This window comes from Mycobacterium numidiamassiliense (assembly GCF_900157365.1).
Classification (GTDB): domain Bacteria; phylum Actinomycetota; class Actinomycetes; order Mycobacteriales; family Mycobacteriaceae; genus Mycobacterium; species Mycobacterium numidiamassiliense.
On record NZ_FUEZ01000004.1, the window covers coordinates 1311879 to 1326862 of the forward strand.

13 protein-coding genes are annotated in these 14984 nt (G+C 63.4%); 10 read left to right on the forward strand and 3 right to left on the reverse strand.

Going from position 1 to position 14984, the window contains the following annotated elements:
- The first annotated feature begins 802 nt into the window (after window positions 1-802).
- The 10 genes from MNAB215_RS14910 to MNAB215_RS14955 all read left to right on the forward strand — a co-directional run bounded on the left by MNAB215_RS14910 (window position 803) and on the right by MNAB215_RS14955 (window position 11691).
- The gene (locus MNAB215_RS14910; protein WP_083746123.1) at window positions 803-1591 is read left to right on the forward strand and encodes an MlaE family ABC transporter permease; all 789 of its coding nucleotides are present in this window, start codon (window positions 803-805) and stop codon (window positions 1589-1591) included.
- Entirely contained in the window at window positions 1588-2442 is an 855-nt protein-coding gene (locus MNAB215_RS14915; RefSeq protein ID WP_077079532.1) for an ABC transporter permease, read from the forward strand. Before MNAB215_RS14910 ends, MNAB215_RS14915 begins: the two co-directional genes overlap by 4 nt.
- A gap of 5 nt (window positions 2443-2447) precedes the next feature.
- Window positions 2448-3914, forward strand: a complete 1467-nt coding sequence (locus MNAB215_RS14920) for an MCE family protein (protein WP_077079533.1) — start codon at window positions 2448-2450, stop codon at window positions 3912-3914.
- 44 nt (window positions 3915-3958) lie between these two features.
- Window positions 3959-4987, forward strand: coding sequence for an MCE family protein (locus tag MNAB215_RS14925; protein WP_077079534.1), 1029 nt, complete (start codon window positions 3959-3961; stop codon window positions 4985-4987).
- Window positions 4984-6279 (forward strand): MCE family protein, encoded by a 1296-nt coding sequence (locus MNAB215_RS14930; RefSeq protein WP_077082028.1) that lies wholly within the window; start codon window positions 4984-4986, stop codon window positions 6277-6279. The genes MNAB215_RS14925 and MNAB215_RS14930 overlap by 4 nt, the downstream gene beginning before the upstream one ends.
- Window positions 6276-7589, forward strand: coding sequence for a virulence factor Mce family protein (locus MNAB215_RS14935; RefSeq protein ID WP_077079535.1), 1314 nt, complete (start codon window positions 6276-6278; stop codon window positions 7587-7589). The genes MNAB215_RS14930 and MNAB215_RS14935 overlap by 4 nt, the downstream gene beginning before the upstream one ends.
- Window positions 7590-7618: 29 nt before the next feature.
- Window positions 7619-8740: a virulence factor Mce family protein gene (locus MNAB215_RS14940; protein ID WP_083746124.1), complete on the forward strand. Its 1122-nt coding sequence runs from the start codon at window positions 7619-7621 to the stop codon at window positions 8738-8740.
- A 4-nt stretch (window positions 8741-8744) separates the two neighbouring features.
- Window positions 8745-10214 carry an MCE family protein gene (locus MNAB215_RS14945; protein ID WP_108637631.1) on the forward strand — a complete coding sequence of 490 codons (1470 nt, stop codon included), beginning with the start codon at window positions 8745-8747 and terminating at the stop codon, window positions 10212-10214.
- Window positions 10178-10921 (forward strand): Mce protein, encoded by a 744-nt coding sequence (locus MNAB215_RS14950; RefSeq protein WP_077079537.1) that lies wholly within the window; start codon window positions 10178-10180, stop codon window positions 10919-10921. The genes MNAB215_RS14945 and MNAB215_RS14950 overlap by 37 nt, the downstream gene beginning before the upstream one ends.
- Before the next feature lie 62 nt (window positions 10922-10983).
- Entirely contained in the window at window positions 10984-11691 is a 708-nt protein-coding gene (locus MNAB215_RS14955; protein ID WP_077079538.1) for a hypothetical protein, read from the forward strand.
- A gap of 73 nt (window positions 11692-11764) precedes the next feature.
- Here MNAB215_RS14955 and MNAB215_RS14960 read toward each other — a convergent pair whose 3' ends face one another.
- From MNAB215_RS14960 to MNAB215_RS14970, 3 genes are all read right to left on the reverse strand, one after another.
- On the reverse strand, window positions 11765-12994 hold the full coding sequence (locus MNAB215_RS14960; protein ID WP_077079539.1) for a CaiB/BaiF CoA transferase family protein: 1230 nt from the start codon (window positions 12992-12994) through the stop codon (window positions 11765-11767).
- A 37-nt stretch (window positions 12995-13031) separates the two neighbouring features.
- Window positions 13032-13814 (reverse strand): FadR/GntR family transcriptional regulator, encoded by a 783-nt coding sequence (locus MNAB215_RS14965; RefSeq protein ID WP_077079540.1) that lies wholly within the window; start codon window positions 13812-13814, stop codon window positions 13032-13034.
- A 75-nt stretch (window positions 13815-13889) separates the two neighbouring features.
- Window positions 13890-14885 (reverse strand): LLM class flavin-dependent oxidoreductase, encoded by a 996-nt coding sequence (locus tag MNAB215_RS14970; protein ID WP_077079541.1) that lies wholly within the window; start codon window positions 14883-14885, stop codon window positions 13890-13892.
- Between the last annotated feature and the right edge of the window lie 99 nt (window positions 14886-14984).

Below are 14984 nucleotides of genomic sequence, written 5' to 3' on the forward strand. Positions count from 1 at the left end.
CCAACGGCTGCTAGGTCCGTGTTGGACTGCGACCCAGTGGCTGCCCAGTCGTACACCCCGCGCCGCCCGGGACCGGGACGTCGGGATGGCACTATAAGGCATACACCACCACTCATTCGGTCTGATTTACGTTGGATCTCTGGATTTCTTAATTTGTTGCGGTGTGCAACAAAGACAAGCCTTAGTTGCACAAACACCTTCACGAAACATACTTATTACCTGTCGGTGACTAACCTGACACGACGTCGGTCGGAGATAATCGGCTAACAATGGTTCTAATTCAATGCCGACCCTAATCCCAGTTAAATAATTGAAATAAGACCAACCTTCCAGCAAATATGTTAGCGGCAGTTCAGTCGCCCTGAAACGGATCCTGAAAGTAGCGACACCCCGAAGGTTTCTGCCTAGCTGGCAGGACGATACCAGGCGATATCTGCACGGTACCGGGGTGGACAGCGCTCTCTGCCGATGTCCGCGGCCGATCGCCGCGAGGTCGCTCGGGGCGAAGGGATTGCGACATCCAAGCCAAAATTGTCGGACCGCACAGCAAATCAGGATAGTTACACAGACATCCACTGGGTTGCGTTGTTAGGAGTAGGCGATTCCTTGTTGCCCTGTGACAATGTCATGGTGTAGCGTCCCGCTGTGCTGTGGGCCACACATTGGAAGGCAGCGGGTTGTCTTTCCGTTGCCGGGGAGGATTCATCGTTTTAATGCGGGCTGAGTTTAGACACCAACGGGTGCACTAGTAGTGGAGACGGACACAGAGCCTATTCCGGCCGCTACCGCTGCGCAGACGCCGGTGGAGGCGTTCCTGGGTACTCGTCCCTGGGCGGCTTCCGCTAGCAAGCCGCTGCGCGAGGTCGGCAGCTTCTTCGCGTTGTCGCTCGACATCGCGGTGCAGATGGTCCGTCCACCCTTTGCCTGGCGTGAGTTCATCCATCAGGCGTGGTTCGTGGCTCGGGTGTCGGCCGCCCCGGCAGTCTTCTTAGCGATCCCGTTCAACGCGCTCGCCGTTTTCATCATTAACGTCCTGCTCGTCGAAATCGGCGCGGCCGACGCATCAGGAACCGGCTCTGCGCTCGCCGCCGTGGTATACCTCGGCCCGATAACGGCGGTGTTGGTAGTCGCCGGTACCGGCGCGACCGCAATGTGTGCCGACCTCGGCGCTCGCACCATCCGTGAAGAAGTCGACGCTATGCGAGTGATGGGCATCAACCCGGTGCAGCGGCTTCTCGTGCCCAGGGTGCTGGCGCTGGGACTCAACGGGCTGGTGTTGAACGCCGTCATCACCATCGTCGGCCTGGTGACCGAATACCTATTCTCCGTCTACTTTCAGCACATCAATCCCGGCTCGTATACAGCCAGCCTTACGCTGCTCGTCGGGCTGACCGATGTGATCATCGCCTTCGCCAAGGCGATGCTGTTCGGTCTCATCGCCGGTCTTATTGCTTGCTACAAGGGCATCACCGTGGGTGGCGGTCCGCAAGGCGTCGGCAACGCGGTGAACGAGACCGTGGTCTACACGTTCATGGCGTTGTTCGTGATCAACGTGGTGCTGACCGCGATTACCGCGCAGGCGACGATGTGAGCGCCATCCCGGCGGCGCACCGGCTGCCGCAGCTGACGAATCGAGTCCGCGGTTTTGTCGACGGATGGAACCGGCTCGGAAGCCAGACCGCGTTTTACGTCAAAGCCCTTGGCTTCGTGTGGGAGGCCTGCGCCCGCTACAAGGCGGAGACGCTGCGCCTGATCGCCAACATGAGTCTGGGCGTCGGCGCGCTGGCCATCATCGGCGGCACCGTGGTCATCGTTGCCACCTTGACCATGTCAACCGGTGGACTCGTCGGCATCCAGCTGTACCGATCACTATCCGATGTCGGGGTGCAGGCGTTGAGCGGTTTCGCCTCCGCCTACATCAACACGCGCATCAGTTCACCGCTGATCGCCGATATCGGCTTGGCGGCCACAATCGGCGCCGGCGCCACCGCGCAACTGGGCGCCATGCGGATCAACGAGGAGATCGACGCGCTCGAGGTGATGGGTGTGCACACGATCACCTACCTGGTCTCGACCCGGATAGTGGCGGGCGTCATCGTCGTGGTTCCGCTGTGGTGCGTGGCTGCGCTGGCCGGGTTTCTGGCTACGCGAGGCCTTGTCATTTTCGTCTACGACCAACCGCCCGGCGTGTATGACCACTACTTCAATACATACCTGCAACCCACCGACCTCATCTGGTCGTTGCTGCAAGTCATCGCCTCCGCCGTAACGATCATGCTGGTGCACACGTACTACGGCTTCACCGCCTCGGGCGGGCCTGCCGGCGTCGGTGAAGCGGTCGGTCGTGCCGTGCGCACGTCACTGATCGTGGCGGTCGCGGTCACGTTGGCGGTGGCACTGGCCGCCTACGGTGTGACCGGCGACTTCCACCTTTCCGGGTAGCGGCGATGAAGAGCAAAAGGCGCGAGGCCGGTCTGCACCCGGCGATCTGGACCTTCATCCTTCTGGCCTGCATCTGCGCGCTGATCGTGCTGACGGTGGGCGCGTTCAACAGGGACTTCAGGCCCTATGCCCGGGTGACGCTGACATCTGACCGGGCGGGGCTGGTCATGGAACCCGGAGCCAAAGTTAAGCTGCGCGGCGTCCAGGTTGGCAGGGTCGCGTCAATCCAGTCAGGCGATCCGGTGAAACTGCAGCTGGAGCTGTACCCAGAGCAGCTCAATTACATTCCCGCCAACGTCACCGCCGAGATCACCGCGCCAACGGCCTTCGGGGCCAAATACGTGGACCTGCTTGCCCCGGCCCACCCAACCGCACAACGGCTGGCGGCGGGAGCGGTGGTGAAGTCGCGCAATGTGAGTGTCGAAGTGAACACGGTGTTCCAGAACCTCGTTGCGCTGCTCAATCAGGTCGACGTCCCCAAACTGAATGCGGTGCTCACCGCGCTGGCCGACGGATTTCGCGGCAATGGTGAAGCGATCGGCGAGGCCACCACCGACCTCAACCAGGTCCTGCTGGCTATCAATCCGCGCAGCGAGACGATCCGTGCCGACTACCGCGCCCTCCAAGGGTTCAGCGACACCTACAGCGCGGCCGCAGCCAACATCGTGAGGGTGCTCGACGCCGCCAGCACGACGAGCGTCACCGTCACCGATAGCGCAAAACAACTCGACTCACTGTTGCTCAACGTCAGCGGCCTTTCCCGCGGCGGCGTCAACCTGATCGGCCCCAATAGGGACAACCTCGTGCACGGCATCAACTTGCTGGAGTCCACCACGCGCCTGTTGATGAAGTACAACCCGGAACTGACCTGCACGCTGGTCGGCGGGAAAAACGCCCTCGACTTCGGGGCCGTAGCTTCTTCCGGCGGCTCCAATGGATACTCCGAGATCTTGGACGTCGGGTTGCTGCTAGGCAAGGACGCATACCGGTATCCGCAAAACCTGCCGGTCAATGGCATCAAGGGCGGCCCCGGCGGCCAGCCGGGATGCGGATCCTTGCCCGACGTGGCCAAGAACTGGCCGCAGCGCTACCTGGTCACCGACTCCGGGTGGGGCACCGGAATGGACGTGCGACCCAACCCCGGCATCGGCTTCCCGGGCTATACCAACTACTTCCCCGTCACCAGGGGGACGCCCCAACCGCCCAGCATCCGCCATCCGTCGGACCCGGCGCCCGGTCCCATCCCGTATCCAGGAGCACCACCCTACGGTGCGCAGCTCTATGCCCCGGACGGAACGCCGCTGTATCCCGGCCTGCCGCCCGCGCCTCCGCCGGGCGGTCCACGAGAACCCGGTCCTGCGCCGGCGGGCTCCGAACCGTTCGTGCCGTTAGTGCCGCCCGGGATTCAAGCAACGTGCGGAGTCCTCAACCAGCCGTGCGGACCGCCACCATCGGCTGCGCCCCCGCCTTGACGGCCGAAGGCGACAGGTAGCAGAAGCCACAGAGGAAGGCAGATATGCGAGAGAATTTGGTAGGCGCCACATGGCGTCTTGCCATTTACTTGGTCGTGTGCTTGTTGGGCGCGTTCGCGTTGGTCGCCGTCTTCGGCCAGCTCCGCTTCCAACCGGAGAAGACCTACAAGGCCGTGTTCGCGAATGTGTCCGGGCTAGAGGGCGGAAACTTCGTCCGCATCGCCGGTGTCGAGGTTGGCAAGGTCAAGAACATCACCATCCAGCCGGACTCCACGGTGCTCGTCGAGTTCACCGCTGCCGACTCGGTGGTGCTGACCGAAGGCGCTAGGGCCGCCATCCGCTTCGCCGACCTCATCGGGGGCAGATATATGGCACTCGAAGAGGGTGCCGGGGCAGTAAAGAGACTGTATCCGGGCGGGACTATTCCGCTGAGCCGCACCGAGCCGGCACTCGACCTCGATGCACTGATCGGCGGATTCCGGCCCTTGTTCCGCGCGTTGGACCCCGACCAGGTGAACAAACTGACCGGCCAACTGATCGCGGCTTTCCAGGGTCAGGGCGGCACGATCGGCTCGTTTCTCACCCAAGCCGCGGCCCTGACCAACACTCTGGCCGATCGGGATCAACTGATCGGCCAGGTCATCACGAACCTGAATACTCTGCTCGGTTCACTCAGCGGCCAGAGCAAACAGTTCGCCAAGGCCGTCGACTCACTATCTGAACTTGTGATAGGCCTCGAAGCCCGTAAGCAGGACATCAGCAACGGGGTGGCATACGCCAACGCCGCCGCCGGGTCGATCGCCGACCTGCTGGCACAGGCCCGCCCGCCGCTGAAAAAGGTTGTGGGGGAGACGGACCGGACTGCCGGCACCGTGCTGGCCGATCGTGAATTCTTTGACAACTACCTCAACGCCTGGCCTGACGCGTTCAAGATCCTCAACAGGCAGGGCCTAACCGGCGACTGGTTCAGCTTCTATCTATGCGACGCCATTCTGAAAGTGAATGGCAAAGGCGGCCAACCGGTGTATATCAAGCTCGCCGGCCAGGCCACCGGGAGGTGCACGCCGCGATGAGAACCTTCTCCGAACGCAACCCGCTCACCATCGGCGCCATCGGCCTCGGCATCACCTTTGTTGTCATGTTGCTGGCGCTGAACTACGACAAGCTGCCGTTCTTCCAGACGGGCAGGACCTACTCGGCATATTTCGCCGAGGCCGGCGGCCTGGTACCCGGTAACGCCGTTCAGGTGTCGGGCTTCCGGGTCGGTCAAGTCTCGAGTGTCGAGCTGGATGGAGCGCGGGTGCTGGTCAAGTTTCACGTCAACGGCGACGTGCACCTCGGTGACCGCACGGAGGCAGCAATCAAATTGAAGACCGTGCTCGGCACAAAGCTCCTTGCCGTCACCCCGCGGGGAGAGGGGCAGCTGACTGGCCCGATACCCCTCGATCGGACCAGGCCGGCCTACCAACTGCCCGACGCGCTGGGAGATCTCACCACCACCATTAGCGGGTTGAAGACCGATCAACTATCCAACTCGCTGGCCGTGCTGGCCGACACGTTTTCGGATACTCCGCCCGACCTCAAGGCCGCGGTGCAGGGGTTGGCTCGGTTCTCGAAGTCACTAGACGAACGCGACACCCAGCTGCGAGACCTGTTGGGTAACGCGAACAAAGCGACGAAGGTGTTGAGCGAACGCAGTGACGAGATCGTCAACCTGGTCGCCAAGACCAATGCGCTGTTGGTGCAACTGAAAAGCCAAAGCAGCGCGTTAGACCAGATCTCCAACAATCTGTCCGCGGTCGCCCAGCAGGTGAAGGGCTTTATCGCCGAAAACCGCAGCACCCTCAAGCCGGCGCTGGACAAGCTCAACGAGGTGTTAACCATCGTCGACAACCGCAAAGAACGCGTCCAGAAGGCGCTCACGGGGCTGAACAGCTTCTCGTTGCGGCTGGGTGAAACGGTCTCATCCGGGCCGTTCTACGAAGCCTATGTCGCCAACCTGCTGCCCGGTCAGTTCGTGCAGCCGTTCATCGATGCGGCTTTCTCCGACCTTGGCCTGGATCCGAACGTGCTACTGCCCACGCAGCGCGCCGACCCGGAGGTCGGCCAGCCGGCAACGCCGCCGCTACCGATACCGTTCCCGCGGACCGGCCAGGGCGGGGAACCGCGCATGAACATCCCGGACGCCATCACCGGTAACCCCGGCGATCATCCGTGCGGTGTGCCGGGTGTGGCCTTGCCTGGCCCTGGCTGCTACCCGTATCGGGAGCCACCACCCGCACCGCCACCTGGCGGGCCCCCGCCAGGACCGCCGGCGCCCGCCATCGCGCCCCCAGACCTGCCCGGTGAAGGCGGCGGACAATGAACTCACGTAACGCCAAGATCGGCTTGGCCTTCACGCTAGTGGTGCTGCTTATGGGCGGCATCGCTACGGTGGTGCGGACAGCCGGCGGCAGCGGACGTACCACCGTCACCGGATACTTCGCGGATAGCACCGGCCTCTACAACGGCGACGACGTCGTGATTCTCGGTGTGCGCGTCGGCAAGGTCGAGAAGATCGAACCACAGCCCAGCCGCGTCAAGATCACCTTCTGGTACGACGCCAAATACCGGGTGCCCGCCGAGGCCAAAGCCGTGATCCTGTCACCGTCGCTGGTGACGCCGCGATCCATCCAGTTGACGCCCGCCTACACGGGCGGGGCGGTGATGGCGGCCGGGGCGGTGATCCCACAGGAACGTACCGCGGTTCCGGTGGAATACGACGACCTGCGCCAGCAGCTCGAGAAGCTGACGCAGACGCTGCAGCCCACCAAGCCGGGCGGCACCAGCACCTTGGGCGCATTCATCAACACCGCCGCCGACAATTTGCGCGGTCAGGGCCCGGATATCCGAGACACCCTCATCAAGCTGTCACAGGCGATATCGGCGATCGGCGACCACAGCAGCGACCTGTTCAGCACCTTGAAGAACCTGTCGATCCTGGTCTCCGCGCTGCATGACAGCAGCGACCTGCTGCGCCAACTGAACCAGAATCTGGCCGCGGTGACCAACCTGTTGGCCAATGACCCCAACGAGGTCGGAAACGCAGTTCACGACCTCAACGACGTGGCCGACGACGTCCGAAACTTCGTGGCCGATAACCGAGAGACGCTGGGTACCACCTCCGACAAGCTGGCTTCGGTATCACAGACGGTGAACGCAAGCCTCGACGATGTCAAACAAATTCTGCATGTCGCCCCGACAGCCTTCCAGAACTTCCTCAACATCTACCAACCCGCCCAAGGCGCGCTGACCGGAGCGTTGGGAGTGAACCAATTCGCCAACCCAATCCAGTTCCTGTGCGCCGCGATTCAGGCGGCCTCGCGCCGCGGCGCCAAAGAGTCAGCGAAACTCTGCGTGCAATATCTGGCACCGATCTTCAAGACCCGTCAATACACCTTCCCGCCGCTGGGCGAGAATCTCTTCGTCGGAACCACGGCTCGTCCCAACGAAATTACCTACAGCGAGGACTGGCTGCGGCCCGATTATGTTCCCCCACAGCCGGCAGCGCCCGCCCTGGGCGCCCCGCCACCTCAGCCAAACTCCGCCCCCCCGCCGGCGGCCGTCCAACCGGTGTCGACCAATCCAGCCGACGGCCTGCGCGGGCTGATGGTGCCTTCGGGAGGTGGACAGTGAGTCGATCACGGCGCTGGTCTCGCGCAGCCATGGGGCTGGTGCTTGCTGCGACGGCGCTGTCCGGTTGCGGGTTCCGCGGCGCGAACTCGTTTCCGTTGCCGGGAACCAGCGGGGGTGGCCACGGTTCGTACACGATCCAGGCGCAGATGCCCGATGTGCAAAATCTCGAACGGAATTCTCGCGTTCGGGTCAATGACGTCACCGTCGGCACGGTGAGCAACATCGAGCTTCAGGGTTGGCACGCACTGGTCACCATGACGATCAGCGGTGACGTCGACCTGCCGGCCAACGCGACCGCCACGGTCGGGCAGACCAGCTTGCTCGGTTCGGTGCACGTCGAACTGGCGCCCCCCACCGGGGTCCCGCCTGAAGGCAAGCTCAAAAACGGATCGCTGATCCCGCTGTTGTCGTCCGACACCTATCCGTCTACCGAACGGACGCTGGCCGCGGTTTCGCTGGTGCTCAACGGCGGCGGTCTAGGGCAGATCCAGGACATCACCAAGTCCTTGAGCACCGCCTTCACCGGCCGCGAGGCAGACCTGAGAAGCCTGCTCGGGCAGCTCGACAAGTTCGTCGGCTACCTCGACGACCAAAAAGGCGACATCATCGCCGCAACGGAGAGCCTCAACAACCTGGTTGGTCAATTCGCCGACCAGAAACCGGTAATCGACAAGGCGTTGAAGACCATCCCGAACGCCTTGACCGTGTTGAAAGACGAGCGAAACGCGCTGGCCGACGCTCTCGGTGACCTGAGCAGATTCGGCGCGCTTGCCGCTGACTCGGTCAACAAGACTAAGGAAAATCTGGTCAAAGAGCTCAAGGACCTGGGCCCGGTGCTGCAGTCACTGGCGGATGCCGGGCCAGCGCTAACCCGTGCGCTGGATTTCTACGGAACCTTCCCGTTCCCCACCGGCACACTCAGCAAATGGATGCGAGGCGACTATGCGAACCTGACTGCGGTCATCGACCTGACGCTGAGCCGGCTGGACGCATCCTTTTTCACCGGAACCCGGTTCGAGTGCAATCTGACCGAGCTTGAGCTGCAGTGGGGCCGCACTATCGGCCAGATGCCCAGCCCATGCACCGCGGGCGGTCCGTACAACCCCGGCAACCCCCTGGTTGTCCCGTATCACTTCGATCAGGGGCGCTGACATCATGCTCACTAGGCGAATCAAGATCCAGCTGCTGGTGTTCGCGGTTGTCAGTGTGGTCGCAGGCACCGTCATGTTCTTCAACTACATGCACGTGCCGACGGCATTCTTCGGGGTCGACCGCTACACGGTCACGGTGCAGCTGCCCGAGGCCGGCGGCCTGTACCCAGGGGGCAACGTCACCTACCGAGGAGTCGAGGTGGGTCGGGTACGGGACGTGCGCTTAACGAGTAGTGGCGCCGAGGCGGTGCTCCAGCTGGATTCGGATGTCCACATCCCCGCCGACCTCAGCGCCCAGGTGCACAGCGTGTCCGCGGTCGGCGAGCAATATGTCGAGCTGCTGCCGCGCACCGGCGAGGGGCCGTCGCTGCGAAACGGCGACGTGATCCCTGTGGACCGCACGTATGTTCCGCCAAACCTGAACTCGCTGCTGCAGGCGACCAATCGCGGGTTGACCGCGATCCCGCGCGACAACCTCAAAACGGTGGTCGACGAATCCTATGTCGCCGTCGGCGGGCTGGGCCCGGAACTGTCCCGGCTGGTCAAAGGGACGACCAATCTGGCGATAGACGCCCGCAAGAACCTGGACGCGCTCGTCACCTTGATCGACGAGTCCAAGCCCGTCTTGGACAGCCAGTCCCAGTCATCGGATGCGGTGCAGGCGTGGGCCGCCCACCTGGCCACCATCACCTCACAGCTTCGAGACAACGACTCCGCGGTCGCGGGCCTGCTTCACACGGGCGGCCCAGCGGCCGCCGAGGCCCGACAGTTGTTCGACCGGTTGAACCCCACGTTGCCGATCGTGCTCGCCAACCTGGTCAGTGTTGGGCAGGTGGGAGTCACCTACCGGGACAACCTGGAAGCCATCTTGGTGGAGCTGCCGCAAGGGGCCGCCGACGTCCAAGCGACCGGCGTGCCCAACAGGAATACCAAACAGCCGTACTTGGGCGGCTACCTCAGCTTCAACCTGAACCTCAACTGGCCGCCGCCCTGCGTCACGGGGTTCCTGCCGGTCCAGCAGGAGCGGGCCGCCAGCTACGAGGACTACCCGGACCCGCCAAAAGGCGACCTTTACTGCCGGATACCGCAAGGCTCGATGATCAATGTGCGCGGCGCGCGCAATCTGCCGTGTGAGACTCGCCCCGGCAAGCGCGCACCGACCGTCAAGATGTGCGAAAGCGACGAGACTTACGTCCCCCTGAACGACGGCTTTGCCTGGAAGGGGGATCCGAACGCGACGTACACCGGCCAGAATGTGCCACAGCTGCGGCCAGGAGATGAGCCGCCCGGGCAGTCCGCGCCCCCGTCGCCGCCGGGTCCTGCACCGCCCCCGATCGCTGCCGTCCAATACGACCCAGCCACCGGTATGTACGTGGGACCAGACGGGCGTATGTACAGCCAAGCCGACTTGGCCCACGGAGCTACGAAGGAGCAAACATGGCAGAGCATGCTGCTGCCTCCCAAGAGGAATTGAGCGATATGGAACGGACAGAAACAACCCCCGCATTGTCCGGTGACACCGACCCGGGTTCGCCGGATTTGCCCAAACTGGTCACCTCGAAAAGGCAGGAGGCCGACGCGGCCCCTGATTCGGAGCTGGCCGCGGAAGGACCGGTCGACGAAGCCGATGATTACGATGCGGCGGTCGATGACGAAGTCGACGATGCCTCGAAAGACGCTGCGCCGCTGAAGAAGCGGATATCGCCGGTACGGTTGGCGGCGGTGTGGGGGGTGGTCACACTAGTCTCCTTGGGCGCTCTGGGCGGTTGGTTCGGGTTTCGGATGTATCAGTCACACCAGGCCCATGAACAGCGCGAGCTACTGATTCAGGTCGCAAGGCAAGGGGCGCTGAACTTGACGACGATCGACTGGCAGCACGCCGATGCTGACATACAGCGCATTCTGGACTCGGCGACAGGCACTTTCTACGACGACTTCTCCAATCGGTCCAAACCCTTCGTCGACGTCGTCAAGAAGGCGCAGTCGAAGTCGGTAGGCACAATCATCGAGGCGGGTGTGGAGTCGCAGTCGGCCACCGAAGCCCAAGTGCTGGTTGCCCTGTCGGTCAAGACGTCGAATCTTGGTGCAGCAGAACAGGATCTGCGGCATTGGCGAATGCGAATCACCGTGCAAAAGCTCGGAAACGACGCGAAAGTCTCCAACGTCGCATTCGTGCTATGAGTAACTTCCAGGTCGGCAAGCACCGAGTACTAAGTCTACGAACCAGAAAGGGCACCACCGCCGTGCCGGTTGACATCGATTCCGCCACTGAGCAAGACGAAGCCATCGTCGTCGAGGAGACGACCGACTTGGCGGCAAGCGCACCGGACGAACTTGAGGCGACCGGTGACGCGCACGACACGAACGGAACAAAAGACATTGCTGAGGCAGAGGAGGCGTCCGCCGAGGGCGAGGACACTGAAGCCGAGGACGCGAAAGACGTTGAGTTCCCGGTACGTAAGCGCAGGATTGTATGGTCCCGGGCGTTGGTCTTCGGGGCGCTGCCCGTACTGGCGTTGCTGATCGCGGTGGCCGCCGGCTACCTCAAGTGGCAAGACACGTGGGTCCGCAGCTCCGGGGCCGCTGGCATCGAGTCGGTCGCGGCGGCCAAAGAATCTACCGTTGCGATACTGTCCTACCAGCCCGACAGCGTCGAAAAGGAACTAGGGGCCGCCCGCGACCGGCTGACCGGTAAGTTTAGGGACTCCTACGCAGATCTGGTCCGCGACGTGGTGGTACCCGGCGCCAAGAAGGACCACATCTCGGCGATCGCCACCGTTCCCGCTGCCGCCTCAGTGTCGGCGACACCAAACCACGCGGTTGCTCTGGTGTACGTCGACCAGACTGTAACCGTTGGCAACGATGCGCCCACCGACACCGCATCCACGGTCCGCGTGACTATGGACAAGGTCGGCAACCGGTGGCTGATCTCATCATTCGACCCGATCTGAGGCTGGGATGGCAGACTTGGACATCTCGGCACATGGCCTGAGTGGGGCATCGACCGTGCGACCAGCGCCGCGCTCATGTGATCGCCCCGGCAATCTTGAGTTCGATGAGGCGATCGTCATCGATGCCTAATTCGCGCAGCACGCTGTCGGTGTGCTCGGCGAACTGCGGCGCTCTGGGCAGGCTTGCCGGGGCGTCGTCGAACTTCACCGGATTGGCCACCAACTTCTGCGGATGACCTTCTGCGTCAACGATTTCGGCGATAAGGCCATTGGCGGCTAGTGCTTCGTCATTGGCTATTTCCCAGGCGTCCTGTACCGGGGCCCATTGCCCCCTGCCCTTGCGCAATAAGGATTGGCACTCGGCGAAGGTCAAGTTGCCGATCGCTTCCGCGACGATGTGTTGGGCAGTTTCGCTGTGCTCGGCCATCGCCTCGATCGAGGTGAACCGGGGATCTTCGGCCAGATCGTGCAGACCCATCAGTCGGCAGAACTCCGGCCAGTACCGCGTCGGCTGCAGCATCGACAATTGGACGAACCTTCCGTCCGAAGTCCGATAGGCGCCGGTGAGCGGGTTACCCGGAGCCTGGGTTCGGCGTTCGACCTTCGGCAGGGGGCCGCCCATCAGCATCGCCATGTTCACGCTGAATTGCGTTGCCCAGGCGCCGACCGCGAGGAGCGAGACGTCGAGCACCGACGGTTCCCCCGTGGTCTGCCTGCCGTAAAGTGCCGCCGCCACACCTCCGGCAATGGTGATCCCGCCGATGTTGTCTCCGTACGCTCCGGCGGGCATGAACGGGGTTTGCGCCGCGTCGGGTGATGTGAGGCCGTCCGCGCTGCCGCCGCGGGCCCAGAAGGCCGTCGCGTCGTAGGCGCCGGCATCGCGGTCTGGCCCATTGGAACCGAAGCCATTGCCGACGACATAAATGATGTCGGGGTTCACTCGGCGGACGTCGTCGAGGTCGATGGACAGCTTCTTCCGCGACGACGGCAGGTAGTTCGTCAGGAACACATCGCTTCGCCGGATCAGCTCGTCGAGCAGCGGACGCGCCTCGGAATTGTCCAGGGCCAGACCGACACTGCGCTTTCCGCGGTTGGGCGCTTCCATAATGGGCGCGAACGACGATCCGGGTACGGTTGCCGCGGCCCCCAACACCTTGACCAAGCCGCGCTGGGCATCGCCGGTGACAGGATGCTCGATCTTCACCACGTCGGCGCCCCAGTCGGCGAGCACCGCGCCTGCCGAGGGAACGAAGGTGAACTGGGCGACCTCCAGCACGCGAACTCCGTCGAGCGGTTTACGCATCAGATGTCCTTCAAGTGAGGGTGGGCGCGGGGCCCACTCAGTGCATGATGTCTCGGACCTTCGTCTTCTCGTAGCCCTTGAGCAGCTCGGCGCTGGCGTTCTCCATGTGTCGCCGCCAATGCGCCTCGGCCTCAGCGCCGTCCCGAGCGGCCACCAAGTCGGCGAGTCGGGTGTACGACCGCATCAGCTTGGTGTACTGAGCCTTGGGCACGACGTTTTGAACGCTGAGAAATGCTGCGGTCATGTGCTTTTCGAAGATCTCGTGCAGCATGCCGACGATCACGGTCAGCGTCGCGTTGCCCGACAATTCGACTAGCCGGCGGTGCAATGCGGTCGAGGCTGCGGCCAATTTGCCGGTCTCCCATGCAGCGGGGATCTCCTCGATGAGTTCGCGTAACTCGCGATGGGCCGCAGCTGTGCCATCCTCTGCGAGCAGTCGGGCCGCATACGGTTCAATACCCATCCGTGCCGTCATCACGTCCGCGAGCGTCGTTCCCGCCATCTCGAGCAGGAAGCCCGCCGGCCGCGCGACGATCTCGGGGCCCGGGACGCGAACCCGGGCGCCGGTGCGTGAGCCGCGCCGCACCTCCACGAGGCGGTCGGACTCCAAGACTCGCACCGCTTCTCGCAGTGACGGCCGGCTGACCTGGAAGTGATCCATGAGTTCGGCTTCGTAGGGGAGGAAGTCGCCGTCTTTAAGCTGTCCCTCGACGATCATCCGCCGCAACGTGTCCGCCACGATCTCGGCCGTCTTCGGCGACCGCACCGCGCCGTTATTCTGTGACGCGGTCATCGGCGCGAGCGGTTCCCGCTTGGGCATCGCGACCTCCTGAACTCGACATGTAGTACTCAGTACACCATGTAAGGCGCCGATATGGTGCACCCGTGGATGGCGTCAGTGCAGTTGCGAAAGAAGGCGCGTCGCGGCCGCACCATAGCCGGCGCGTCGTCGGCGTCCGACCAGGAAGCTTGGCGGTGATGCAAATGCCGTGTCGGGCAGTCGTTTGCGAGCTGCAAGCATTTCGCGCGCCTGTGTGTCATCGCCGCAGATCGCGATCGACCACAGCATATCGTCGGTGACGTGGTCGGCGATCGTTTCCGGATGGCCGCTGCGGAAGGCCGATCGGATCCGGGCGACCTCGTCTGTCCAACCGTGCAGTTCAACGAGTGAGTCGTAGGTCTTCACGGTGAAGTAGAAGGCGATCTGCAGCCGCGCGTCCCGGATAGCCCGGGAAGGGTCGTTGTTGTCGATCGCGGTGATCAGCCAACCCCAGCGGCGTAGTTCGGCCGCGCCACGTCCGCTTGATTCGGCGCCGCGGGCCAGTTCTGGCTCGACGAGTTCGGTCCACCAGCGATCGGTGAACAGGCCGTGCCCCAGCACGCCGTCGGCGGTGCGACCTGCCGTCCGCAACATGATCTTGTTGAAGGCGCCGATCAAGATGGGCACGTCCAACCGGCCGAGCACGGGTGCGCGGATGTCGGCGTCGATCGTGTAGAACCGGCCCTCGTATCGAACGCGTTCGCCGTTCTCGGCGTTCAGGAACGCCCTGATCGCCTCGACCAATTCGGCCATCCGGGGTGCGGGGTGGGTGGCGTCGACACCGAACCAGTCCCTGTTCATTCGCGAGGTCCCCGACCCAAGTCCCAGAAAGACCCTGCCCGGCGCGAGTGTGGAGAGATGTCGGACGGCCGCGGCGTGCACGAACGGGGACCGGGCGAACGCATAGGCGATACCCGGGCCGATGTTCGCCTGCGAGGTACCGAGGGCCATCTCAGTCGCTGTGATGTAGGCGTTGAGGTCGGCGAACTCGCCGGCGCAAAACGCCTGCGCGCCGGCGGTCTCCGCCTGCGCTGCCAGCGCGGGCCCCAGCCACGGCAGACCCCAGTCCATGCGCCCTCGCATCCGTCTAGAGCACATCATTAACCTAGTAAGATAAGTGATTGTACGTCCTGATTGGTCGCCGTGGGGAATTCGCCGGATGGCACGCTC